Genomic DNA, 24244 nt, shown 5'->3' on the forward strand with positions numbered 1-24244 from the left:
AAATGCTCAATTGACTGGCGCAAAGCGGTTACGACGATAAGCCACCACCAGCAAAATCAATCCGGCCAGAATCATCGGCAGACTCAACAACTGCCCACGGCTCATCCAGCCAAACAGATCAAATCCGATATGGGCATCCGGCTCGCGGAAAAATTCGGCGACACTGCGCAGAATACCGTATCCGAACAGAAAAACGGCACCCACTGCCATTCTGGGACGCGGACGATTGGAGTACCACAGCACCACCACAAACAGCAGCAAACCTTCCAGACCGGCCTGATACAACTGCGACGGGTGACGCGGCAAGTCGTCTGCACGAGGGAACACCATCGCCCAGGGCACCAGCGCAGGGTCTGCCACACGGCCCCAGAGTTCACCCCCAATAAAGTTACCAATACGGCCGAACATCAAGCCAATCGGCACCAGTGGTGCAACAAAATCGCCTACATCAAAATAATTCTTTTTGTACTTGAAACTGAACCAGCCCAGGGCTGCCAGTACGCCCAACAGGCCACCATGAAACGACATCCCCCCTTCCCAAACCCGGAACAGCCATAACGGGTCTTCCAGAAACTGCGGAAAGTTATAAAACAAGACATAGCCAAAACGGCCACCCAAAATCACTCCCATGGCACCAAAAAAGACCAGATCCGACACCTGCTGATCGTTCCAGCCGGAGCGAGGCCGACGTGCCCGCCAGGTTGCCAGCCAGTAGGCGGCACCAAAGGCCAGCAGATACATCAGGCCATACCAGTGAATTTTTAATGGCCCAATGGCCAATGCAACAGGATCAATCTCGGGATAGGTCAACATGGTGACGTCCTTGCAAAAAAGTTACCCCGGCCAGAAGCGAGGACAATGGATACTGCGATAAGAGTCTAGCGGGCCAGTTCGACATCAAAATGACAGGCTCAAAAACTTGATCGACACACAGATCAACAACACCGCAAACGCTTTTTTCAGCTTGCCCTGATCCAGCCGGTGAGCCAGATGAGCACCCAGCCGGGCAAACGGCACACTGGTCAGCACAATACCGGCAACTGCGGGCCAATAGACAAATCCAGAACTCCAGGCAGGCAACTCCGGGTTGCCCCAGCCCGACCAGATATTAGTCAGCGTCCCCGTCAGCGCGATAGGGAAACCACAGGCCGCCGACGTCGCCACCGCCCGCCGCATATCAATCTTGCGCCAGCTCAGATAGGGCACTGCAAACGTCCCGCCGCCAATTCCGAACCAGGAGGAACCAAAACCAATAACCGCCCCTGCCACGGCCAGCTCCTTGCGCCCAGGAGGTAAATCACCTGGTCGCGGCTGCAAGCCAAAAAACATCTGAATCCCCAGCAATCCTGCAAAGACACCAATAATTTTCAACAGTAGCGGCCCCGGTACCTCAGCAATCAACACCACACCAAGGCTGGTGCCAACGACGATACCCAGTGTCATCAGCGACACCATATGCCAGTCGATGGCACCTTTCTGGAGATGGGCACGGATTGAGCTGACGGAGGTAAATACAATCGTCGCCAGCGAGGTAGCGACCGCCATATGGGTCATCACATCAACGCCGACGCCTTCGGCTGCCAGCGCAAACAACACCGCCGGAACAATGATCATGCCACCGCCAATGCCAAACAGCCCGGCCAGTGTCCCGGCAAAGGCACCGACGGCGAGATACATCAACAGCGTGACCACAGACCACCTCCCGGGCAGAAAATTCAAGGCGCGCATTATGACCCAGCGCAACGTCAATGGCGAACAACGACGCCAACCGGGCAACGGTCGCCAAGCGGTGACGATAGCGGTAACCTTGAAGACCCTGTCTATTAAGGACACCCGCATGTGCCTGATCGTGTTTGACTGGCAACCCGGTGCAGAACAATGGCTGGCCCTGGCCGCCAATCGTGATGAGTTTCATGCCCGCCCGACTGCCTCCCTGCATCGCTGGCCAGGCCAGCCAACACTGCTCGCCGGGCAGGATTTACAACAAGGTGGCACCTGGCTTGGCATCACCCAGGACCTGCGCTTCGCCGCCGTCACTAATATTCGTTTACCCAACCCACCCGATAATGTTCGCTCCCGTGGCGAGCTGGTAACCCGCTATCTCAATAGTACCCAAACACCGGCCGCCTTTGCCCGTTCGCTGCTGTCAGAAGCATCGCAATATGGCCGTTTCAATCTGCTGTGTGGTACACCCGAACAACTGTGGTACATCACCAATACGCCGCAACCCACGGCTCATGCCGTCACTCCGGGGCAACACGTACTCAGCAATGCCTGGCTCGACAGCGACTGGCCCAAAGCCCAACTGGCGCGGACGCAGTTACAAACATGGCAGGGAGATCAGCATCAATTAACCCGGCTACTGAACCGGCGGGTGCCATGGCCAGACCAGTGCTTACCCGATACCGGCGTAACAGCTGAACTGGAACGACTATTATCGGCCCAGTTTATTACCTCTGCCCGCTACGGCACCCGTAGCAGCAGCAGCCTGATTGGCCGCAGGCAGCGATTGGCAATTGAAGAGCAACTCTGGCTTGATAATGGTGAAAGCGGTCAGTCGCGCCGCTTTCAGGTGCCTGACTAACGGACGAACAGCCACCTTGCAAAACGAATCAGACACCCGCTAGAGAGCGATTGAATGGCAGGATCAACAGGACACCGGCATCAGCATCGGCCTGATGCCGGGCCGATGATGCGACCGAAACCTTCCTTTTCCAGTGCCAGCTGCACCATCGCCGCAATCACATGAGCGCTCTCGATCTGCATCACCTGATCAAGCAGACGTTGCGCCCACTCCAGATTGATGCCCCGGATTACCGATTTCACCTTCGGTAAATTGGTCGCGTTCATCGATAACATGTCATAACCCATCGCCATCAACAGCACGCTGCCAAGCGGATTACCCGCCAGCTCCCCGCAGACACTGACCGGCTTACCCACTTCATGGGCAGCTTCTGCAATGATTTTGAGGGCCGACAGCACCGCTGGATGAAACGCCTGATAGAGATCGGCAACCCGCGGGTTATTACGATCCACCGCCAGCAGATACTGGGTCAGGTCATTACTGCCGACCGACAAGAAGTCGACTCGCAAGCCCAGATCACGAATCTGGAATACCGCCGAGGGCACTTCGATCATCACCCCCACTTGTGGCATATCGACATCGCAACCTTCTTCGATGACTTCGGCGTGGGCACGATAGATCAAGTGCAACGCCTCATCGACTTCATGCACACTGCTGATCATCGGCAACATGATGCGCAGATTATTCAGACCCTCACTGGCTTTCAGCATCGCCCGCACCTGTACCAGAAAGATTTCCGGATGATCCAGTGTCACCCGGATACCCCGCCAGCCCAGAAAGGGGTTAGCTTCGTTGATCGGAAAATAGGTCAACGACTTGTCGCCGCCGATATCCAGAGTCCTCATAGTCACCGGTGCCGGTGCAAACATTTCCAGTTGTTGACGATAGATTTTCTGCTGTTCACTTTCACTGGGAAAACGATCCTGCATCATGAAAGGGACTTCGGTACGGTATAAACCCACACCTTCGGCACCGCGATCCAGGCTGCGCAAGGCATCGGTCAGCAAACCGGTGTTGACCCACAGCGGAATACGATGACCATCCAGAGTAATCGCCGGTTCGTCCCGCAGTACTTCCAGATCTTCCTGCAGCGCCAGCTCTTCTTCGTAAATTTCCTGATACTGCTCGCGGATCTCTTCATTGGGATTGGAAATCAACACCCCCCGATAACCATCCACAATCAGATCCTTGCCATGTAATTGGGCATAGGGTAAATCCACCACCCCCATCACGGTTGGAATACCCATCGCCCGAGCCAAAATCGCCACGTGCGAATTGGAGGAACCCTTCACCGACACCAGCCCGCGCAGCTTGCTGGTAGGAACTTCCCCCAACATCGCCGGAGTCAGCTCTTCACTGACCAGAATGCAGTCATCCGGAAATTCATCTTCTTCCGGCTCATCTTCGGAAACGCCCTGAAGATGAGCCAAAATCCGGGTGCCCAGATCAAGAATATCCGTCGCCCGCTCGCGCAGGTAGACATCTTCCATTAACTGGAAGTGGCCAACATACTGCATCACCACCTGTCGCAAGGCACCGGGAGCCCAATGGCCTTCACGAATACGACCAGTGACTTCCGCACCCAGGGCGTTGTCGTCAAGCATATTGATATACACATCAAACAGCGCCATCTCTTCCGGGCGCAAGTCGTTGCTAAGCTGGGCACCGAGCTGGCGGATTTCACCACGCGCAGCAATCAATGCCCGGTCAAAATTTTCCAGTTCAAGCTCAATACTCTCAGCCATCTTGTCGACCACACTGATCAGATCGGCGGCCGGCGTAATCACATAACCCGTTCCCAACCCGACACCAGCAGCCCCTGGCGCACCATTGAAGCGGGTGCTCTTGCGCTCGGTGTTGGCGGGCGTCAATTCAAGAATATTACCCGTGGCTTCGGCATGGGCAATCACCCCTGCCAGCTGCGCCGACATGGTGCCCAAAAAGGCCTCTTCGCCTTCATCAAACTGGCGGCTGTCACGCTGCTGTACCACCAGCACACCCATCAGGCGCTTGTTGTGAATAATCGGCACACCAAGAAACGACAGAAACGGGTCTTCTCCGGTCTCGGACAAAAAGTGGAATTTGGGATGAGAAGGGGCATTATCAATATTAATAGGCTCGGCGCGTGCGCCTACTAACCCGACCAAACCCTGGGATGAAGAGAGGCTGACCCGGCCAACGGCTTCCTGCTTCAGACCTTCAGTGGCCATCAGCACATAGCGCTTGCTGTCCGCATCAAACAGGTAAACAGAGCATACCTCGGTTTCCATGGCCTCACGGATACGCACCACCACCACTCTTAAGGCATCATTAAGATCGCTGGCGCTGCTGACCTCCTGGACGATTCGGCGAAGTATGTCGAGCATAGGACCTCAACTGGTGCTTTTACGTTGCAAGCGAGCGATTTTCGGCGCCAACTCAGTCATTGCGCGACGATATACATCGCGCTTGAAAGCGACTACCTCACCCAGCGGAAACCAGTAACTAACCCAGTCCCAACCATCAAACTCCGGTTTGGGTGATGCGGCCACGTCGATTCGTGCTTCTTCCGTGGTCAACTTTAACAGATACCACTTTTGCTTTTGGCCAACACACACCGGCTGGCGGCCTTGACGGATCATACGTTTTGGCAAGCGATAACGCAGCCAGCCACGGGTACACCCCAGAATCTGGACATCCTCGGCCGTCAGCCCCACTTCTTCGGTCAACTCCCGATAAAGCGCATGTTCCGGGGATTCACCCTGTTTGATACCGCCTTGTGGAAATTGCCAGGCATCCTGTCCTATGCGTCTGGCCCAGAGCACTTGGCCCAGGTCATTACACAGAATGATACCGACATTCGGGCGGTAACCCTGATCATCAATCACAATGCCATCCGAGAATTATTACAGAGTTGCAAAACTTGCCCATTTCAACGCAAAGGTCAAGCGGCATGCATCGACTCGCTGGTATTGATTGTCATTCTTTATCCTCACCTGAACCATGAGAATTTGGCAAGCAGCAGAACAAGACGGGGGTTATCAGAGCCGCCAACCCAATGACCGATTGTTTGAATCGGATGATCAAAAAGTGCTTTCAAACCGCAGGGTCAATGCCCAAATGGCCAAGAAAGCACGATTATGCGTTGTATCCTGGCATTCCTGGGTCATTTTTCATGTAGTCATCGCCACACCGATAGATTTTCAATAACCTGTAAAAATGTGACCCGTGCCGTCCATTCATAATAGAATACGGCTCTTTTTTCAATCCGTCCGGGAGGATCGCTTGGCTCTGGCAATTTTCGACCTCGACCACACCCTGTTATCCGACGACAGCGACCACGCATGGGGCCAATATCTGGCTGATCGCGGCCTGGTTGACCCGGCGGTGCACAAATATCGCAACGACCATTTCTATGCGCAGTACCAGGCCGGCACCCTGAATATTCACGACTACCTGCGCTTTACCTTGCGGCCGTTGCTGGATCACCCTCTTGAGCAGATGCTGGCCGAGCGCCAACGTTTTCTCGAAGAGCGTATTGAACCACTGATCAGCCAGAAAAGCCGTGACCTGATCCAGAACCATCGGAATCAGGGAGACCAGTTACTGATTATTACCGCAACCAACGGCTTTATCACCTACCCGATTGCCGAGCGACTGGGCATCGACAATATCATTGCGCCGCACCCGGAAGTCATCAACGGCCAGTACACCGGCGCTATCGTGGGCATTCCCAGCTTTCAGGATGGCAAGGTGACGCGACTCAACGCCTGGCTGAATGAACGCCAACAAACCATGGAAGGCGCCTGGTTCTACAGCGACTCCCACAACGACCTGCCATTATTACGGCTGGTTGACCGGCCTGTCGCTGTTGACCCGGACGCCATCCTGGCGGCAGAAGCCAACCAGCAAGGCTGGCCGGTGATTTCATTACGTGATGATTGACAGTACGACGCTCCCCTGTACGACCAAGAGACACCGAATGAAACAAGTCGTTATCTGGCTACTGCTGCTCTGTGTTGCCGGTTGTGATCAAGCACCGGTACCAGCCCAGCCATTACCTGCCGCAGTCGATTTCACCGGCGATCCGGCGACGCATCCTGAAAAGATCAATGACCACCTGATTCACTCAGCCCTTGACAGCCATGTCCAGGCTTGTGCCAGCGCAGAGGCCCTGCAAAGTGCCATTATCACCCTGCTCGACCATCCAAACCCGTTCACACTGGCAGCCAGCCGCGACGCCTGGCGCGACAGTTACAGCAGTTTTTTACGTGCTCGCCTGTATGGCTTTCTACCGGTAACCGACCCCGTTGAATGGCAACGTCAGGGACTCAGTTACCATCAAACACTGAGCCTGATTGACAGCTGGCCGATTGAAGGTGGCTACATCGACTATCTGCCAGGCTATCCCTTTACCGGTATCGTCAACGATCTGACCCTGCCACTGAGCAGCGACACGCTACAACAGCAGCATGGTTTCGCCGATCCGGCATCTGTCAGCCTGGGGTTTCATGTTATTGAATTTTTGCTTTGGGGCAGTGACGGACAGCGCAGTGCCAGCGACTATCTGCGGACTGAAACCATAACAGCGGTCGCGGGCAGTAGCAGCAACAAGAATACCGCGACTCATGCCGACAACACCGCTGATAACCACCTCAACAAAGACACCCCGCCTGGCGTCATCAACCAGGATCGCCGTCGCCAATACCTGCAACTGGTCACTGCACAATTGCTTGACCATCTGCGCCGCTTGCAACGTCGCTGGGAACGGGACACTGGCTACTACGCTCGACTGGTTGCCAGCAGCACACCCGCAGCCGCCTTGCAGGCTGGCATGAGCGCCAGTGCGCGATTGATCAGAACCGAATTGCTGGAAAAACGCTTGTCGGGAAACAGCAGTGAGTTCAGCGCCAGCAGCCAGCAGGACAGCCTCGCCTTGCTGCAAGGCATGCAACTCTGGCTACTGGGCAGTGAATCCCACCCCGGTGCGCTGGTGCCGTTATTAAGTACTACACAACCGGATTTGCTGATGCAATGGCAAACCACGCTGGCACAGGCGTTGACGCCCGCCACCGAAGCCGCAACCACCAACGCTGGGGCATCCGACACAACAGAGACACCAGCGGCGACGTTACTGATTCACAACATTGAGCAGCTGGATACCTTGCTGCAACAAACCGCCAGCGTGTTACGCCTGACATTGCCCGATACACACTGAACCCTTCCGAAACGCCCCATAAAATGGGGCAACGGCCACGGCGGGAATACACGCAACGGCCACGGACGACACGGACGACACGGACGACACGGACGACACGGACGACACGGACGACACGGACCAACGGCCACGGACGACAACGGCCACGGACGACAACGGCCACGGACGACAACGGCCACGGACGACAACGGCCACGGACGACAACGGCCACGGACGACAACGGCCACGGACGACAACGGCCACGGACGACAACGGCCACGGACGGAGCCGGGCCCTACGGTAGTGGTTGTCGAAGTTAACGCGTTGGTAACACGCGGGCAAACACGGCTTTGAGGTAACGGGTTTCCGGGATCGCCGGAACCACTGGGTGGTCGGCACCCTGACTGCCGACATGCTGAATCAGCACGTCTCGATCCAGCTCCCGCCCCAAGGTACGGATGATCCCTGGCAAACGGGTTTCTCCCAGATGCATGGAACAGGAGCCAGCGACCAGCAAGCCATCTCGATTCAGCAACCGCATGGCCAGTTGATTCAAGCGGTGATACGCCTGTTCACCGGCTTTAATGTCTTTACGACGGGGAATCAGTGCCGGAGGATCAACCACCACCACATCAAAACGCTCACCGCTGTCCTTGAGCTGACGCAGGGCTTCGAAAGCGTCACCCTCCCAGCAGGTCATACGATCAGCAACGCCGTTTAATTCTGCATTCTGGGCGACCCAGTCAAGCGCCTTGGCAGACGAATCCACGCAATGCACTTCAGCAGCACCATGCCGTGCGGCCTGTACTCCCCAGCCGCCGATATAGCTGAAAACATCCAGCACCCGTTTGCCAGTAACCAAACGATTCAGTACCGCACGATTCTCGCGATGGTCGTAGAACCAGCCGGTTTTCTGACCATCAATCACAGGGGCCATAAAACGGGTGCCATTTTCGATCAGCGGTGCGCAATTATCTTCCAGCTCGCCGTAGACCACTTCAACGTATTCCGGCAAGCCCTCAACCGCACGCAGTTTGCCGTCATTTTTCAACACCACGGCGTCCGGTTTGATGACCTTTATAATCGCGTCGACAATTTCCTGACGCAAGGTTTCCATCAATACACTGGAGATCTGTACCACCACGACGCCGCCAAAGCGGTCAACCACCAGACCCGGCAGACCGTCGCTGTCGCCATAGACCCAGCGATAACAGCCCTCCGGATACCAGAGTTCACGACTGCTCAGTGCCACCTTGAGGCGATGCACAATCAGAGAGCTGTCCAGAAACTGCTTGCTGTCGCGACTGATCAGTCGTGCGCAAATCAGCTGATCCGGGCTGATCACCGCACTGCCCAGCGCTTTGCCATTGGCCATTTCAATCACCACCTGGCTACCTGCTTGCAGCCCCTGCAGCGGTGTTTTTTTGATGTCCACCTCGTTGCTGTAAACCCATAAATGGCCGGACTTAAGACGGCGCTCGGCCTGTGGATTCAATCGCAGACAGGAAACAGCTTCAGACATGGAGACCTCAATAGGGCGGAGCAAAAAGAACCGGGCATTATATCGGTTCAGGGCACTGGCAGCGAACCATTCCTGCACTCTTCATGCATTGCTGCACCGCCAGTGATACAAACGACCACCAAACCCGCTTTCACTACAACCCCATCACAGCCCCATCACAGCCCCATCACAGCCCCATCGCCTGCATCATCGCGTGCTGTTTGACCGGTAACAGCCGGTCAAATTGCGTCATACCGCTATTTCTCAGCAACCGGATCAGTGGAGCATCGGCGGCAAACAGGCGCTTGAAGCCTTCCATGGCAGCCATGGTCGCCAGATTATCAAGCTGCCGCCGGCGTTGATAACGGGCCAGAACCTGATCGTGCCCTGGAGAGATACCTCGCGCCACCGCCGCCAGAATTTCTTCAGCCAACACTTCCACGTCCTTGAAACCGAGATTAACCCCCTGACCGGCCAGCGGGTGAATGGTGTGAGCGGCATCTCCTGCCAATACCACACCATCCTGCCAGTAACGTCGGGCATGACGCTGACGTAAAGGAATCGCGGCGCGTGGTGAACAGGCGGTGATCGCACCCAGACGCTGTTCAAATGCCGCTGACAATGCGGTACAAAAATCCGCATTGTCCAGCGCCATCAAGGTATTGGCTTCTGTGTCGCTGGTCGACCAGACAATCGAGGCCAGCCGGGGGTTGGTAGGCATGGGTAATAATGCCAATGGTCCCTGCGGTCGAAAACGTTGCCAGGCCGTCGCCGCCATTGGCCGCTCAGTGGATACAGTCGCCACCAGCGCCTGATGCTGGTAATCCCATTCACTGGTCGGTAGCCCAACCCATTGCCGCACACGGGAGTGGGCACCATCGGCACCCACCACCAGGCTGGCCAGCAAGGTGTCTCTCTGCCCGCCGCTGTCCTGCCCGCTGCCTCGCTCCAGCACCACCGGCGTCAGGCCGTCGGCCCGACGGCTATCGAGATAACGCACCGGTTGCGTTATCAATGTCACCGCCGGACAGGCAGTCAGTCGCTGCCGCAACCCGGCCAGGGTTTCGCGATTTTCAATAATATGACCGAGACAGGGCACATGTAGATCGGCGGCATCAAAATTGACCTCTCCGGTGCCTTCCGCATCCCACACCGTCATATGGGTGTAAGGCTGACGTCGTGCTGGCCGTATCCATTGCCAGGCGCCGATTGCCGTCAGCAAGTGCTGACTGCGCGCCGTCAGGGCACTGACCCGAAGATCAAAGCTGTCCAGCCCGCTGGCGGCCAAATCCGGCAACGCTGGCAGTAATTCTGGTGGCAAGTCAGGCGGTGTCGCCAAAGCCGGATCAATCAGTGCGACCGTCAGGGCCGGGTTACCACTCGCCAGCGCCGCCGCCAGCGACTGACCCACCAGTCCGGCACCAATAATTACAATGTCATAGCGCATCGGCAGACTCCAACCGGGAAAAGGATTGAGCCGAAATTGGCGCAGACGCAAAACGGGGCGCTGGCTGGCCAAGCCCCATGGCATGCAGTGCCAGCAGGCGGCGCGGTGTGGTCAGGCTGGCCAAGGCCATCAGCCCCGCACCACGTCCCAGCGCCGTCAACTTGCCGGGGTGGGCAAACAAGCGCGGCAAGAGATCACTGGCAATAATCGTATTGCCCTGATCACGCTGTTGCTGCTGGGCGTAATCCAGTAATACGGCCAGATCCCCTAACGGTCGCTTCATTGCCCAGCTTTCCAGCAGTCGTGCGGCCAGGGCAGCAGTATCTCTCAGCGCCAGATTAAAGCCCTGCCCTGCTACCGGGTGCAGACTGTGAGCAGCATTACCCAGCAACACCAATCCACGCCGTACCTGTTCGCAACTGCACACCAGTGCCAGCGGGTAACTGAAGCGCTCGCCAATACGTTTTATACGACCACAGCGGTAGCCAATCTGTTGCTGCAACTGCTCGGCAAACAGCGGATCAGGCAAGGCCAGAATGCGTTCACAATCGTCGGGAGGCAACGTCCAGACCACGGCAAAGTGGCGCTGCTGCAAAGGTAAAAATGCCACCGGGCCATGATCACTGAAACGTTCGTAAGCCCAGTGCAAATGCTCACGATCCATCTCGACCTGAGTCACCAATGCGACACTGTCATACTCTTCACGCTGCTGCCGGATACCCAACTGCTGCGCCAGACCAGAACGACCACCATCGGCCAGCACCAGCAAAGCCGTCGTAATGCTCTCGCCACCAGCCAGCGTCAGCTGACTGCCACCAGAGATCATATCAACCCGCTGGACGTCGGTGTCTGACAACAAGGTTACATTCGGGTAAGCGCCCAGCCCTTGTAGCAGGGCTCGTCCCAGTACGGCGTTTTCAACGATATAGCCCAGAGCTTCGGTGCCCTGCTCACTGGCGTGCAAATGGGTTTGCCCGAAACGGCCGCGATCAGATACCTGAATATGTTGAATCGCACAGGCTCGATCGATCAGCGCCTCCCAGCAACCCATTCGCTGCAGCAACTGACGCGAACCCCAGGCCAGCGCCGTGGCACGGCCATCAAAACTGGGGGGGCGTTCCAGTACATCCTCAGTCCAGTGGATTTGCTGGCGATCGATCAGGGCGATACGCATGCCAGTTTGCAAAGCAGGCTGTAGCAGGTGCACCAGACTGGCGCCGGTCATTCCGGCTCCGAGAATCACCAGATCAAAGGCGGTGGAAGATGAGACAGAGTTGGTCATGAATATGGCTCGCTATTCGGCAGGCAGTACTCTGACGGGCAGCCCGCACCAGGGTCAATAGCCCTCCACGATCCGCCACCCACCAGCGTCAGGAAAATACACCGGGCATTGCCCTCAGTCAGTCAATTGACCCTGCATTCCACCCTGCATCAGGGCTTCAATTTCCTCGACTGTTTTTGGCACTCCGGCAGTCAGTACATCACAGCCATCCGGGCGTACAACCACATCGTCTTCAATACGGATACCGATACCGCGCCAGCGCGCCTCGACGGTCTCGTCATCCGGGGCCACATAAAGACCAGGTTCCACCGTCATGACCATGCCGTTTTCCAACAGCCTTGGCGCGCCATCAATCCGGTATTCGCCGACATCGTGCACATCCATTCCCAGCCAGTGGCCGGTCTTGTGCATATAAAAGCGGCGGTATTCACCGGATTCGAGGAGCTCATCCACGTCGCCAGACAACAGGCCGAGTGCCAGCAGTCCTTCGACCAGTACCGTCACTGCCGCATCGTGCGGATCATTCCAGTGATTTCCGGCCTTGATCCAGTCAAGCGCCGCATATTGGGCGTCCAGAACCAGGTTATAAAGCGCCTTTTGCTCAGCGCTAAAGCGTCCGTTCGCCGGAAAAGTACGGGTAATATCCGAGGCGTAATAGTCCAGCTCACAACCGGCGTCGATCAAAATCAGGTCGCCGTCCTGAATCGGTGCATCGTTGCGGGTGTAGTGCAGAATACAGCCGTTTTCACCGCTCCCCACAATGGAGGGATAGGCTGGCCAGCGGCTGCCCGCCGCCATAAAGGTGCGCATCAACTCGGCATCCAGCTGATACTCGAACATTCCCGGCTGCACCATTTGCATGGCTCGACAATGAGCGGCGGCACTGATATCCGCAGCACGCTGCATCAGGGCGATTTCGGCCTCCGATTTGATCAGTCGCATTTCGTGCAGGATATGATCCAGCCCGCTGAATTCCCGTGGCGGGTGTGAGCCGTTACGTACCTGGGCTTTGATATGGTTGACCCAGCCCATCAGCTGACGGTCAAAATCCGGGCTGACACCCAGATTGGCGTAAATTTTATCGGTTCCTTCGATCAGCCCCGGCAGGATGTCGTCGATGTCGGTGATCGGGAACGCATCATCCGCACCCAGCACGTCGGGCGCCGCTTCTGGCCCTACCCGTCGTCCGGTCCAGATTTCCTGTTGTTTGATTTTTTCCTGGCAGAAGAGCACGTATTCGCCATGTTCACGGCCCGGAATCAACACCAGCACCGAATGCTCTTCGTCAAAGCCGCTGAGGTAATAAAAATCGCTATCCTGACGAAACAGGTATTCCACATCCCGGTTACGCACATGGACAGGAGCCGATGGAATAATAGCGATGCTGTTATCACTCATTTGCGCCATCAACTGCTGGCGCCGACGAGCGTATTCGGATGCTTCCAGTTTCATACCATCTCCAGATCAGTGCAGGGTTGTCGATGATGAACCTGCAGAACGGTTCATATTGTAAAACACCGTGAGAGCAGCCACGCGGGCGTGCTCAGACAGGTCAAGATACATGCCTTCGTTGCCCGCATCGTCAAGATCGTCAACCTGGGCCTGGGAAAAGGCATCCAGATCACGCAAGACCTCAACAACGTCTTCCGGCAACTGCCCGGCCGAACGTTCTGAAGCACCAAAGCCATCCAGAAAGCCCTTGCTCCACTCTGCCAGACATTCCACCTGCTCGGCGACGTCAGCATCTTCATCACTCGGTAATAATGGACTGTAGGCCATTTCTTCAGCACTGATCACTGCAAGCACCCAGTCATAAAATTCTGGCAACATGTCCGACAGTGGCGGTTCCGGGGCAGCTTCCAGTTCCAGATAATCCGTCGCTTCTGTCAGCCATTGTTTGTGAGTAAGACGGGAACCACTGGCCAGATAACCACTCAACCAGCCGTGCAAGGCCGACGGGGACTGGTAACAACGGGCTTCCAGCCAGATATCCGCTGTGCTGGCAAAGTCAATTTTCATAACAACCTCAATATAATCAATCTGCCCATTCTAACATTGCCATCGTTCGGGTTTCCCGCTTTACAACGAATTGACAGCCTGATTGACCAGCCACTTGGACGGCTCTTATAGTAGTAGCCCCAGTTTGGCTCTGAACCAGAAGGATGTTATGCCAGCAAACGACTTGCCCAGCCTGCAGCAGCGTATCCTGAAATTGCTCGCAATCCATCAGGAACTGCGAGAAGAAAACCAGCGCATGCGCGCAGAAGAGGTGAACTGGCAGTCTGAACGGGCCAGACTGGTACAGCAGAATGAAGCGGCACGCCGCAAGGTTCATGAAATGATACAAAAATTGCAAGTGCTGGAGCGCAACTGTGGCCAATGACCCCAGGATCCTGAATCTCACCATTCTGGAACGTGAATATCGAATCAACTGCCCAGCGGGCGCCGAGCAGCAGCTGCGTGATGCCGCACGGCTGCTGGATCAAAAGATGGTCGAGATAAAAAATGCCACATCAGCCTCGGGCAAGGTGCCTGGCACTGATCGGATTGCGGTTATCGCGGCGCTGAACATTGCCCATCAGCTGCTCGAAATGCAAAGTGAGCTGGATCAGCAAGCCAGTATTTTCGAAGACCTGAACACCCGTCTCGACAGCGCGCTGAATCTCTCGATCCAGCGCGAACTCTGAGCGTCCTGTCGCAGACTTTTCGCAGAGCCACTGATCTCTGATATACTTCACAAACTCCCTGCTGCATTGGCCAGTCGACAAAGACCTCGAGCCGATGACCACAACCCCGGAGGGTTTCAGTCGCTGTTGTGCGCATGTCCGACTACCGGAAAGCCTTATTCAGCGAATGACCCACCACCTTGAACCATTGGGTTCAAGGGCTTTTTCCGACAGCGGTGCGGCGGGGTTCCTTTCCGATTTGCTTCGATTTTTATGAACAAGCATCAGCTTCGCAAGGCCATGCGCCAGCAACGTCGTGCCTTAACACCAAAGCAACAACATCAAGCGGCCTACGGTCTGAAACGCACGCTGTTACAGCCAGGTGCGCTCCTTGCCGCCAAGCGAATAGCGCTGTACCTGGTAAATGATGGAGAAATAAACCCTGAGCAGATCATCAAACAACTGACCCGGATGGGTAAGGCCGTCTACTTGCCCACCCTGCACCCACTACGTCAGGGGGAACTGGCATTTGTTCGCTACCAGGCCACCACCCGCATGAGCACCAACCGCTTTGGCATTGCCGAACCGGATTTCCGTTACAACACGCACCAACAGGCAAAATTTCTGTCGGTGATTTGCTTGCCCTTGGTCGCTTTTGACCCGCATGGCAATCGCATGGGTATGGGGGGCGGCTTTTACGACCGATCACTAGCCTTTACCCGACACGCAGGCAACAAGCCGCGACTCATTGGCTGTGCCCATGAGTTTCAGTGCGTTTCTGCGCTTCCTGCAGAAGTCTGGGATATTCCGTTATCTGCTATTGCTACCGATACCGCGCTGCGAATGTGTCAGCGCTCTAGCGAATAGTGTGTTCCGATGCCAGAACGGCAGACGGACGCTGATTTTCGTTGATTGTCATGCCGGTAATCGCGGCACCCAAAATAACAACCAATCCTATAAAGACCAGTAAATCTGGTTTCTTCATTGAAAGTGACTCCAGCTAAGCTCTACTTTTTATGCTCGTGTTCTACCTGTACGACAACAGGCAGGTGCGGCTACTTTGTCCGTGTTTCAGCAATATTTCTGCCACTTTAGTCACAAGTAATGACTAAAATATTAATTGGTTTCATCTGCACCAAAATAGTTCAACTGTTTTTAAACATTGTTCCAGACGGTAACAGTTTCATCAGTACAAACCCGGAAATCGGCGCTAAGACCCTGACATTGCCCTACTTCGGATCACAGCATAGAGCCGGACTCTGGCGGCCGACAAGCACACATTCAGGTCAATAATTGACTTGCTTCACGGATATTGCCCATTCACAAGGCGCTGTCCCAAAGGCAGGCGACTCCCTGCCCTGTTTTGACACCAAAGCACTACTCCGAAGCCTTGGCAGGCAACACGGCATCCAGACCCGATAACAAGGCACGATAAACTGCCTCCAGCCGCTCTGGAGTTTCATTCACCAGATGATGATGCCCGCCTTCTATCAGCGTCAGCCGCAAGTCGGGAAACAACCGCTGATAAGCCGGTACATTGTAGCCCCAGTCTACCGTTTGATCGGCAGTGCCCTGGATCATGCGTACCGGATAGACTAATGGCTGCTGCCGTTCGATCCAGGCCAGCCAGCGCTTGAGAGCCGTTACCCAGTGCACGCTCAGATGCCGTGATTGCAAAGGATCGCCACTCGCAATAAATTCAGCAAACAGCGGATTATTTCCGCTCAGCGCGAACCGCCGCCGCACCCGGCTAACAAACAAGCGCGCCAGGGCGTGCACCCAGCGGCCACTGCGCCACCCGACCGGCCGCAACAAGGGCGCCAGCAGCCACACTTCCAGCGGCCCGGATTGACCTGCAAGCGGACGTCGCTTGAGCAGATAGCTGGCCAGAATGGCTCCCCCGGTACTCTGCCCAGCAGCCAGCCAGGGCAACGCTGGCAGCTGTTTTTCAGCCTGTTGATAGACATCAAAAAAGACTGCTTCGTACTGGTCAAAATCGTCGATTCTGGCAGGCTCACCGCCAGACAGACCATGACCAGGAAGGTCAAACGCCACCAGATTCAGACGCTGTTCCCGGCAAAAATCAATCAGGCTGCCATACAGCCCAACATGATCGTAATAACCATGCACCAGAATAAGATTGCCTACCGCCTCAGGGCACTCCCAATACTGCACCGCAATATCAAAGCCAGCGCTCGTCAGCTTCCCCATACGGTGCTGGCAGACCCCCTTCTCGGCCAGCCGATAATAATGCCGGTACGCGCTCAGCAATGCCTCGGGAGCCGATTGCTGCCAATCATCACGCCAGTCAGGCAGGGCATTCCGAAGTGGATATGAATTCCATAATTCTCTGGTCGTTTTCTCCACGTCCTTCTGTCCTCCTGCGTACCCGTTGAAAACAACGCTGATAAGCCACAAAAAAAGGCCGCCGAAGCGACCTTTCTTATTACTAACCGATAATCCGAAGATTAAACGGAGTAGTACATGTCGAACTCTACCGGGTGAGTCGTATGCTCTACGCGGTAAACATCTTCCATTTTCAGGTCAATGTAGGCTTCGATCATATCGTCAGTGAAAACACCACCTTCAGTCAGGAACGCACTGTCAGCTTTCAGGCAATCCAAAGCTTCACGCAGTGAACCACACACCTGTGGAATCGCTGCAGCTTCTTCTGCTGGCAGGTCGTACAGATCCTTGTCAGCGGCATCGCCAGGGTGAAGCTTGTTCTTGATGCCATCCAGGCCAGCCATCAGCATGGCAGCAAATGCCAGGTATGGGTTCGCTGTAGGATCCGGGAAACGCGCTTCGATACGCTTGCCTTTTGGCGACGCAACGTAAGGAATACGGATAGAAGCAGAACGGTTACGGGCAGAGTATGCCAGCATGACCGGCGCTTCAAAGCCTGGAATCAGACGCTTGTAGGAGTTGGTAGACGGGTTGGTGAACGCGTTCAGTGCCTTGGCGTGCTTGATGATACCGCCAATATAGTACAGCGCTGTTTCGCTCAATCCTGCATAAACGTCACCGGCAAACTGGTTTTCGCCATCTTTCCAGAAAGACTGGTGCACGTGCATACCAGAACCGTTGTCACCCACGATTGGCTTCGGCATGAAGGTAGCGGTTTTGCCATAGGCAGCAGCAACGTTGTGGACGATGTACTTCATCATTTGCACTTCGTCAGCTTTCTTAACCAGTGTATTAAAACGCACACCGATTTCGTTCTGACCAGCGTTAGCCACTTCGTGGTGATGTACTTCAACGTCCAGGCCGATGGCCATCATGGTGTTACACATGGCAGCACGAATGTCGTGGTGGCTGTCGACAGGAGGAACAGGGAAGTAACCGCCTTTAACGCGAGGACGGTGACCCAGGTTGCCGCCTTCCGTTACAGAAGCCGTCGCCCATGCACCTTCGTCGGAGTTGATCTTGCAGAAAGAACCCTGCATATCCTGACCCCAAGTGACGTCGTCGAACATAAAGAATTCAGGCTCTGGACCGAAGAATGCAGTATCACCCAGGCCTGTAGACTTCAGGTATTCTTCAGCGCGCTTGGCAACAGAACGTGGATCACGCTCATAACCCAGCATGGTGCTTGGTTCGATAATGTCACAACGCAGAACCAGCGTTGAATCTTCAGTGAACGGGTCCATGAAAGGAGTTGTATCGTCCGGCATCAGGATCATGTCGGATTCGTTGATACCCTTCCAGCCCGAGATGGATGAACCATCAAACATCTGACCATTTTCGAAGAATTCTTCATCCACATAGCTGGCAGGAATAGTTACATGCTGCTCTTTACCTTTTGAGTCGGTAAAACGCAGATCAACCCACTTAACGTCATTTTCTTTGATCAGATTCAGAGTGTTCTCTGACATTTTCTTATCTCCAGATGCTGGTTCATATCCGATAATGGGGTCCAACCCCGGCTCGCATGCCCGAAAAAAGAGCAATTCGCGTGCCATTTGGAGGCACGTTGGGAAGAGCACAAAATTCAAGGCATTTTCAAACCTTTAATCGTATTTTTTGCACACTTACAGTGCCAATTAGATTTAAACGAACCATATAGGTGCATTCGAATCGGTTTTTCTGACCCCTGCCAGGCTGCGTGCCCAGTATAGGTTCAAGTGCTCTGTTTCCGAAATCCATGAGCACAGTAATGGCGCTTTTCTTATAATGAAATTGACATGCCGCATCGATCCGAAGTCAGGTATAATCGCCCGCCAATTTTGCACAAACTTTAACCAAGGCTTTTGTTGTGATCAACAATCTCAGAAACATCGCCATTATTGCTCACGTTGACCATGGTAAAACTACCCTGGTCGATAAACTGTTGGAGCAATCCGGCACTCTGGACCGAAAAGACCAGGGTGGCGAGCGAGTCATGGACTCGAATGATCAGGAAAAAGAACGCGGCATCACCATTCTTGCGAAAAACACTGCGATTCGCTGGAATGATTACCGTATCAATATCGTCGACACACCAGGACACGCCGACTTCGGTGGCGAAGTTGAACGGGTGATGTCCATGGTTGACTCCGTTTGCCTGCTGGTTGATGCGGTTGATGGCCCGATGCCACAAACCCGTTTCGTCACCCAGAAAGCGTTTGAGCGTGGCTTGCGCCCAATCGTGGTGATCAACAAGATCGACCGTCCTGGCGCTCGTCCAGACTGGGTGATGGACGAGATCTTTGATCTGTTCGACCGCCTGGGTGCGACCGACGAGCAACTCGACTTCCCGGTTATCTATGCTTCTGCCCTGAATGGTATTGCCGGTACCGATCCGGACGACATGGCAGACGACATGACACCACTGTTCCAGATGATTGTCGACCATGTTACTCCACCACCAGTGGATCTTGACGGCCCGTTCCAGATGCAAATCTCGGCACTGGACTACGACAGCTTTGTGGGTGTTATCGGTGTTGGCCGTATCGCTCGCGGTAAACTCAAGCCGGGCACGGATATTCAGCTGATTAGTGCTGACGGTAAAACCCGCAAGGGTCGCCTGTTGGAAGTCAAAGGTTTCCATGGTTTGAACCGGGTTACCGTAGAAGAAGCTTCCGCAGGGGACATCGTCTGTGTTTCCGGTATTGAAGGCCTGAACATCTCCGACACCCTGTGTGCCGTCGGTCATGTTGAAGCGCTGCCGCCACTGACAGTAGACGAACCAACCGTGAGCATGACCTTCCAGGTTAATGACTCACCGTTTGCCGGTAAAGAAGGCAAGTACGTCACCTCCCGCAACATCAAGGATCGTCTCGACAAGGAGCTGATCCACAACGTGGCGCTACGAGTTGAGCCTGGCGACAGCCCAGAAAAATTCAAGGTCTCTGGCCGTGGCGAACTGCACCTCTCGGTACTGATCGAATCCATGCGTCGCGAAGGCTTCGAAATGGGTATCGGCAAGCCAGAAGTTGTACAACGTGAAATCGACGGCGTTCTGCAAGAACCGTACGAACAGGTTGTGATTGACGTTGAAGATGAACACCAGGGTTCCATCATGGAAGAGATGGGCAACCGTCGCGCCGAGATGACCAACATGGTTCCCGATGGCAAAGGCCGTACTCGTCTTGAATTCATGATGCCAGCCCGTGGCCTGATTGGCTTCCGCTCGCAGTTCATGACCATGACCTCCGGTTCCGGCATTCTGACCAACGTCTTTGACCACTACGGTCCAATTCAGACGGGACTGGGATCTACCCGTCACAACGGCGTACTGGTTTCCATGGTTCCAGGCAAGATTCTGGGCTATGCCCTGTTCACCCTGCAGGAACGTGGTCGTCTGTTCGTATCTCCGGCAACGGAAGTTTACGAAGGCATGATCGTCGGTCTGCACAGCCGTGATAACGACCTGGTGGTTAACCCGACCAAAGCCAAGCAGCTGACCAACGTCCGTGCGTCCGGTACCGATGAAGCCATCAACCTGACCCCGCCAGTGAAACACACACTGGAACAGGCGCTGGAATTCATTGAAGACGATGAACTGGTTGAAGTAACACCTATCAGCATTCGTCTGCGCAAGAAGTTGCTGACTGAAAACGAGCGTAAACGCTCCAAGCCAAAGAAATCTTCCTGATGACTGACGCTTGCATATGCTGTTGATTTAACAGGATATGTTCCACGTGGAAAGCCCGACGAAGCACATTCGCCGGGCTTTTTCTTTTTATGGCAGCTAGCTCAACGCCGTTAGCAGACGCTCTCCCAGATGTTGCCACACCACCTCTACCGCCGGATTTCTTGCACTCTTACCGAGACTTAACCAATGGATCGGTGATGACACCCCTGATCGCCAGCTCTCCAGTACCTCGACCAATCTGCCCTGCTCCAACTCGGCCCTCACCCAGTTCGGATCGCCCCAGATAATACCAAGCCCGCTACAGGCCATCGCCACCAGCGTGCGACCATCATCGGCAGAGTGGGCCTCCGTTATTTTCAGACTGACTTCTTCCCCTGACGCTGCAAATACCCAGTGATCCAGCACCTGGCTGCGGCTGCGAAATAACAGACACTCGTGCTGAGCCAACTCGGCCGGTGTTTGCGGTATACCATGACGAGCCAAATAATCCGGGCTGGCAAAACACCCCCAGCGCTTGGTACCAACACGTTTGGCCACCATGGACGAGTCTGGCAAATTGCCAATACGTAATGCCAGGTCGGCCCCATCAGCAATCAGGTCAACCACCAGATCAGTCAAACGCAACTCGACCACAATCCCCGGATACTCACATTTAAGACCCACCAGCAAGGGCAGCAGATAGCGCTCGCCAATCAGGGTTGAACTGCTGATCACCACCTTGCCCCGCAACACCAGAGCGGCCTGTTGAGTCACATTGGCCACTTGCTGCATGGCAGCAATCAACGGCTGTGCTGCTTCCAGCAATGCCTGACCTTCTGCCGTCAGATGCAGACGCCGCGTACTCCGTTGCAATAACCTCAGGCCCAGTTGGGTCTCCAGCTGGGCCACCCGTTTGCTGACCGAGGAACGCGGCAAGGCCAGTCGCCGCGCCGCTGCTTGAAAGCTGCCTTGCTCAACCACCGTTAAAAACACATACAAATGGGGGAGGTGCCCATAAAGATCATTCATAAACATCACCTGAAAAACAGCCAATACGTCGTCAATTAGAAACAGTAAGACGCTCAATATGCCTCTTATCAGAAACAGGAGTCCAGTCCAGACTGGCGCTATCAGCTATCACACACGGATTCCAGCATGAAACAGATCTTGATTACCGGCGCTACCTCCGGCATCGGCTATTCCGCCGCCAAGAGTTTTCAGCAACTTGGCCATCAGGTCATCATTACCGGACGTCGCCCGGAAAAGCTTGATCAGGCACTGCATTCCCTCAACACCACACACACCGGCAACCCGGTTCAAGGGCTGATATGCGATCAGGCAGTACCTGCAGACATTGAGCAGCTGTCAGCAACCCTGACCGCACAAGGTATCCATCTGGATGCGCTGATACTCAATGCCGGGATTTTTGAGCCACAGCCGTTCGACACCATGACTCTGGACGTACTGGAACATACAATGCGCGTCAATTTCACTGGCCCTCTGTTACTGGCCCAGACACTGAGCCAGCGTATGAAGAATCCAGGCAGTATGGTGTTTGTTTCCAGTATTGTTGTCGGCAAGGCCTTTGCCAGCACCATTGCCTATTCCGCCAGCAAAGCCGCATTTGAAGGTGCCATGGGTGCCATGAACGTGGAATTGGCCGACAAGGGTATTCGAGTGAATTGTGTTCGTCCTGGCGTCACCGCAACTGAAATCCAGGCCAAATCCGGCATGGATAACGACGCCATAGCAGGACTGCAACAAGCCATGTCCCAAACCCCCGCTGGACGTATGTTAGAACCAGCAGATATTGTCCCGGCGATTAAATACCTGGCACTGGAAAGCAGCCTGGGAGCACGGAATGCCACAGTAACCATCGATGGTGGCTATTGCCTTTAACGGATTGTGCGTTAAGGGAGTCAATCCTGGCGTGGGTCTCTGACCCTGCGCCAGCGATTGGCTTTCCGCAGCTCAATCAACCCCGAATCCAGGTATCGGGGTTTGCCCTTCCTGCCTCTCCACTGTTTCACTGTAGCCAGTTAGTGGGTCACGACGGCGGTAGCAGCCGTTGTTTTTGTTTCTGCTGCCAAGCCGCCCCCTAACACCCGATATAGATTAATGCGGTTGGACAGATCCGTCATCCGCGTTGCAATCAGGGATTGCCGAGCACTGTACAGTGTACGTTGTGATGTCAGGGTATCCTGGAAGCTGTCGACGCCCAGCTTGTAGCGGGCCATGGACAGGTCGTAGCTACGCTGGGCGGAGTTCACCCAATCGGTTTCAGCATTCAGCTGATCCTGCAGGGTGCCACGACGAGCCAGTACGTCGGCTACTTCGCGAAAGGCGGTTTGTAGGGTGTATTCATAGGTCGCCAGAGACTTCTGCTGCCCGGCTTTGGCGTATTCAACATCGGCGTCGGTGCCACCAGCGGTGAAGATCGGCAGCGACAAACTCGGGGCAATACTCCAGATGGTAGTGGCACCACCGCTGAACAGGTCGGCCAGTGCCGCGCTGGTCAAGCCACCCGTGGCCGTCAGGCTCAGTGACGGGAAGTAGGCGGCACGGGCCACGCCAATATTGGCATAAGCCGACTTCAGATCGTGTTCTGCCGCCAGTACATCCGGACGCTGCAGCAAGACTTCGGAAGCAATCCCCGCCGCAACCTCGGTCAGCAGCTGTTGGCTGTCTGGCAAGGCAGCCGGTAACAGGCCGGTATCCAGCTCGTGTCCCGCCAACAACCACAGGGCGTTTTTATCCTGGGCGACCTGAGTGGTGTAGCTGGCAATATCGGCACGGGCACTGTAATAGGTGGTTTCGGCACTACTCAGATCAACACGAGAATCGACCCCCAGCGCCAGCCGTTGGCGGGTGATTTCCATGGCTTTGCGGGCGTTCTCTGCCGTTTCTCTGGCCAGTGCCAGCAGGTTCTGATCCGCAGCCAGCGTCAGCCAGGCATTGGCGGTTTCACTGATCAGGGTAATCTGTGCAGCACGGGCAGTTGCAGCGCTGGATAACCAGGCTTCCCGATCCATGGCAGTGAGGTTACTGGCTTTGCCGAACAGATCGATTTCATACGCACTCAGACCGACGGTAGCCTGGGCACTGTTGGCCGTCGTGGCTCCGCCAGAGCTGTTGGCCGTGCGTGCGCGCGCACCGCTCAGCGCCGCATCAATTTGCGGGTATTCTGCCGCTGACTGCCCTTTGTAAGTGGCACGGGCAGCAGCAACGTCGGCCAGTGTGGCACGCAGGTCGCGGTTGTTATCCAGCGCCAGCTGAATCACGTTACGCAGGCGCTCATCCTGAATAAAAGTCTGCCACGGAAGATCGGCCACCCGAGTACGTTCAACGGTGCTATTTCCGGCCAGATTGCTGTCACCATAGGCTTCACCTTGAGGCCAGGAGTCGGCTATCGGCGCATCCGGGGTCTGGTAATCCGGGGCCAGATTGGCGCATCCGGCAAAGAATACGGCCAGCGCCAGAGGCAACAGTCGCAAGGCAGGTCTGATCGGGTGGGTCACGGTTTGCGTCGTCAT

General features: G+C 55.3%; 22 protein-coding genes and 1 other RNA gene. 9 read left to right on the forward strand and 14 right to left on the reverse strand.

Features of this window, described 5'->3' with window-relative positions; genetic code table 11:
• Positions 1–6: 6 nt before the first annotated feature.
• Both lgt and SOJ49_RS19475 read right to left on the reverse strand, forming a co-directional pair.
• Positions 7–813 (reverse strand): prolipoprotein diacylglyceryl transferase, encoded by an 807-nt coding sequence (gene lgt, locus SOJ49_RS19470; protein WP_369856130.1) that lies wholly within the window; start codon positions 811–813, stop codon positions 7–9.
• Positions 814–897: 84 nt separating this feature from the next.
• On the reverse strand, positions 898–1692 hold the full coding sequence (locus tag SOJ49_RS19475) for a sulfite exporter TauE/SafE family protein (RefSeq protein WP_369856131.1): 795 nt from the start codon (positions 1690–1692) through the stop codon (positions 898–900).
• Positions 1693–1729: 37 nt separating this feature from the next.
• Here SOJ49_RS19475 and SOJ49_RS19480 point away from each other — a divergent pair, with 37 nt between their 5' ends.
• The gene (locus SOJ49_RS19480; RefSeq protein ID WP_369856132.1) at positions 1730–2584 is read left to right on the forward strand and encodes an NRDE family protein; all 855 of its coding nucleotides are present in this window, start codon (positions 1730–1732) and stop codon (positions 2582–2584) included.
• A gap of 80 nt (positions 2585–2664) precedes the next feature.
• Here SOJ49_RS19480 and ptsP read toward each other — a convergent pair whose 3' ends face one another.
• Complete coding sequence (ptsP, locus tag SOJ49_RS19485) at positions 2665–4950, reverse strand: phosphoenolpyruvate--protein phosphotransferase (protein ID WP_369856133.1); 2286 nt, start codon at positions 4948–4950, stop codon at positions 2665–2667.
• Between the two features lie 6 nt (positions 4951–4956).
• Positions 4957–5451, reverse strand: a complete 495-nt coding sequence (rppH, locus tag SOJ49_RS19490; protein WP_369856134.1) for an RNA pyrophosphohydrolase — start codon at positions 5449–5451, stop codon at positions 4957–4959.
• Positions 5452–5848: 397 nt separating this feature from the next.
• Here rppH and SOJ49_RS19495 point away from each other — a divergent pair, with 397 nt between their 5' ends.
• Both SOJ49_RS19495 and SOJ49_RS19500 read left to right on the forward strand, forming a co-directional pair.
• Positions 5849–6508 (forward strand): HAD family hydrolase, encoded by a 660-nt coding sequence (locus tag SOJ49_RS19495; RefSeq protein ID WP_369856135.1) that lies wholly within the window; start codon positions 5849–5851, stop codon positions 6506–6508.
• A 37-nt stretch (positions 6509–6545) separates the two neighbouring features.
• The gene (locus tag SOJ49_RS19500; RefSeq protein WP_369856136.1) at positions 6546–7781 is read left to right on the forward strand and encodes an imelysin family protein; all 1236 of its coding nucleotides are present in this window, start codon (positions 6546–6548) and stop codon (positions 7779–7781) included.
• A gap of 295 nt (positions 7782–8076) precedes the next feature.
• Here the strand turns inward: SOJ49_RS19500 and SOJ49_RS19505 are convergent, their stop codons facing one another.
• The 5 genes from SOJ49_RS19505 to SOJ49_RS19525 form a co-directional block, all read right to left on the reverse strand.
• Positions 8077–9282 carry a class I SAM-dependent rRNA methyltransferase gene (locus SOJ49_RS19505; RefSeq protein WP_369856137.1) on the reverse strand — a complete coding sequence of 402 codons (1206 nt, stop codon included), beginning with the start codon at positions 9280–9282 and terminating at the stop codon, positions 8077–8079.
• A 166-nt stretch (positions 9283–9448) separates the two neighbouring features.
• Positions 9449–10708: a UbiH/UbiF/VisC/COQ6 family ubiquinone biosynthesis hydroxylase gene (locus SOJ49_RS19510; RefSeq protein ID WP_369856138.1), complete on the reverse strand. Its 1260-nt coding sequence runs from the start codon at positions 10706–10708 to the stop codon at positions 9449–9451.
• The gene (gene ubiH, locus SOJ49_RS19515; RefSeq protein ID WP_369856139.1) at positions 10698–11990 is read right to left on the reverse strand and encodes a 2-octaprenyl-6-methoxyphenyl hydroxylase; all 1293 of its coding nucleotides are present in this window, start codon (positions 11988–11990) and stop codon (positions 10698–10700) included. Before ubiH ends, SOJ49_RS19510 begins: the two co-directional genes overlap by 11 nt.
• A 114-nt stretch (positions 11991–12104) precedes the next feature.
• Positions 12105–13442 carry a Xaa-Pro aminopeptidase gene (pepP, locus tag SOJ49_RS19520; protein ID WP_369856140.1) on the reverse strand — a complete coding sequence of 446 codons (1338 nt, stop codon included), beginning with the start codon at positions 13440–13442 and terminating at the stop codon, positions 12105–12107.
• A gap of 12 nt (positions 13443–13454) precedes the next feature.
• Complete coding sequence (locus SOJ49_RS19525) at positions 13455–14009, reverse strand: UPF0149 family protein (protein ID WP_369856141.1); 555 nt, start codon at positions 14007–14009, stop codon at positions 13455–13457.
• Between the two features lie 148 nt (positions 14010–14157).
• On the opposite strand from SOJ49_RS19525, the gene SOJ49_RS19530 reads away from it, so the two are divergent.
• The 4 genes from SOJ49_RS19530 (at position 14158) to SOJ49_RS19545 (ending at position 15523) form a co-directional block, all read left to right on the forward strand.
• Positions 14158–14373, forward strand: a complete 216-nt coding sequence (locus SOJ49_RS19530; RefSeq protein ID WP_369856142.1) for a DUF904 domain-containing protein — start codon at positions 14158–14160, stop codon at positions 14371–14373.
• Positions 14363–14677 (forward strand): cell division protein ZapA, encoded by a 315-nt coding sequence (locus SOJ49_RS19535; RefSeq protein ID WP_369856143.1) that lies wholly within the window; start codon positions 14363–14365, stop codon positions 14675–14677. Before SOJ49_RS19530 ends, SOJ49_RS19535 begins: the two co-directional genes overlap by 11 nt.
• Positions 14678–14729: 52 nt before the next feature.
• Positions 14730–14908, forward strand: a non-coding RNA gene (gene ssrS, locus SOJ49_RS19540) — 6S RNA.
• A 21-nt stretch (positions 14909–14929) separates the two neighbouring features.
• Positions 14930–15523, forward strand: a complete 594-nt coding sequence (locus SOJ49_RS19545; protein WP_369856144.1) for a 5-formyltetrahydrofolate cyclo-ligase — start codon at positions 14930–14932, stop codon at positions 15521–15523.
• On the opposite strand, the gene SOJ49_RS19550 is transcribed toward SOJ49_RS19545, so the two are convergent.
• The 3 genes from SOJ49_RS19550 to glnA form a co-directional block, all read right to left on the reverse strand.
• The gene (locus SOJ49_RS19550; protein ID WP_369856145.1) at positions 15513–15641 is read right to left on the reverse strand and encodes a hypothetical protein; all 129 of its coding nucleotides are present in this window, start codon (positions 15639–15641) and stop codon (positions 15513–15515) included. The two genes, SOJ49_RS19545 and SOJ49_RS19550, sit on opposite strands and share 11 nt — an antisense overlap.
• A 392-nt stretch (positions 15642–16033) precedes the next feature.
• Entirely contained in the window at positions 16034–16867 is an 834-nt protein-coding gene (locus tag SOJ49_RS19555) for an alpha/beta fold hydrolase (protein ID WP_369856146.1), read from the reverse strand.
• A gap of 257 nt (positions 16868–17124) precedes the next feature.
• Positions 17125–18531, reverse strand: a complete 1407-nt coding sequence (gene glnA / locus SOJ49_RS19560; protein ID WP_369856147.1) for a glutamate--ammonia ligase — start codon at positions 18529–18531, stop codon at positions 17125–17127.
• Between the two features lie 380 nt (positions 18532–18911).
• Here glnA and typA point away from each other — a divergent pair, with 380 nt between their 5' ends.
• Complete coding sequence (gene typA / locus SOJ49_RS19565) at positions 18912–20732, forward strand: translational GTPase TypA (protein WP_369856148.1); 1821 nt, start codon at positions 18912–18914, stop codon at positions 20730–20732.
• 96 nt (positions 20733–20828) lie between these two features.
• Here the strand turns inward: typA and SOJ49_RS19570 are convergent, their stop codons facing one another.
• On the reverse strand, positions 20829–21740 hold the full coding sequence (locus SOJ49_RS19570) for a LysR family transcriptional regulator (protein WP_369856149.1): 912 nt from the start codon (positions 21738–21740) through the stop codon (positions 20829–20831).
• Between the two features lie 126 nt (positions 21741–21866).
• On the opposite strand from SOJ49_RS19570, the gene SOJ49_RS19575 reads away from it, so the two are divergent.
• A complete protein-coding gene (locus SOJ49_RS19575; RefSeq protein WP_369856150.1) occupies positions 21867–22610 on the forward strand; it encodes an SDR family NAD(P)-dependent oxidoreductase in 744 nt (247 codons plus the stop codon).
• Positions 22611–22750: 140 nt separating this feature from the next.
• On the opposite strand, the gene SOJ49_RS19580 is transcribed toward SOJ49_RS19575, so the two are convergent.
• Entirely contained in the window at positions 22751–24244 is a 1494-nt protein-coding gene (locus SOJ49_RS19580; protein ID WP_369856151.1) for an efflux transporter outer membrane subunit, read from the reverse strand.

Source organism: Candidatus Thalassolituus haligoni, from assembly GCF_041222825.1.
GTDB lineage: Bacteria > Pseudomonadota > Gammaproteobacteria > Pseudomonadales > Oceanobacteraceae > Oceanobacter > Oceanobacter antarcticus.

Bases quoted from the DNA above. Each gene is read 5' to 3' on its own strand.
- SOJ49_RS19555 (WP_369856146.1), bottom strand. From the start codon at position 16,867: ATGGGGAAGCTGACGAGCGCTGGCTTTGATATTGCGGTGCAGTATTGG.
- SOJ49_RS19550 (WP_369856145.1), bottom strand. From the start codon at position 15,641: ATGAAGAAACCAGATTTACTGGTCTTTATAGGATTGGTTGTTATTTTG.
- SOJ49_RS19500 (WP_369856136.1), top strand. From the start codon at position 6,546: ATGAAACAAGTCGTTATCTGGCTACTGCTGCTCTGTGTTGCCGGTTGT.
- SOJ49_RS19480 (WP_369856132.1), top strand. From the start codon at position 1,730: ATGACCCAGCGCAACGTCAATGGCGAACAACGACGCCAACCGGGCAAC.
- SOJ49_RS19580 (WP_369856151.1), bottom strand. From the start codon at position 24,244: ATGACGACGCAAACCGTGACCCACCCGATCAGACCTGCCTTGCGACTG.
- SOJ49_RS19505 (WP_369856137.1), bottom strand. From the start codon at position 9,282: ATGTCTGAAGCTGTTTCCTGTCTGCGATTGAATCCACAGGCCGAGCGC.
- ptsP (WP_369856133.1), bottom strand. From the start codon at position 4,950: ATGCTCGACATACTTCGCCGAATCGTCCAGGAGGTCAGCAGCGCCAGC.
- SOJ49_RS19510 (WP_369856138.1), bottom strand. From the start codon at position 10,708: ATGCGCTATGACATTGTAATTATTGGTGCCGGACTGGTGGGTCAGTCG.
- SOJ49_RS19575 (WP_369856150.1), top strand. From the start codon at position 21,867: ATGAAACAGATCTTGATTACCGGCGCTACCTCCGGCATCGGCTATTCC.
- glnA (WP_369856147.1), bottom strand. From the start codon at position 18,531: ATGTCAGAGAACACTCTGAATCTGATCAAAGAAAATGACGTTAAGTGG.
- lgt (WP_369856130.1), bottom strand. From the start codon at position 813: ATGTTGACCTATCCCGAGATTGATCCTGTTGCATTGGCCATTGGGCCA.
- ubiH (WP_369856139.1), bottom strand. From the start codon at position 11,990: ATGACCAACTCTGTCTCATCTTCCACCGCCTTTGATCTGGTGATTCTC.
- SOJ49_RS19570 (WP_369856149.1), bottom strand. From the start codon at position 21,740: ATGAATGATCTTTATGGGCACCTCCCCCATTTGTATGTGTTTTTAACG.
- SOJ49_RS19530 (WP_369856142.1), top strand. From the start codon at position 14,158: ATGCCAGCAAACGACTTGCCCAGCCTGCAGCAGCGTATCCTGAAATTG.
- pepP (WP_369856140.1), bottom strand. From the start codon at position 13,442: ATGAAACTGGAAGCATCCGAATACGCTCGTCGGCGCCAGCAGTTGATG.
- SOJ49_RS19525 (WP_369856141.1), bottom strand. From the start codon at position 14,009: ATGAAAATTGACTTTGCCAGCACAGCGGATATCTGGCTGGAAGCCCGT.
- SOJ49_RS19545 (WP_369856144.1), top strand. From the start codon at position 14,930: ATGAACAAGCATCAGCTTCGCAAGGCCATGCGCCAGCAACGTCGTGCC.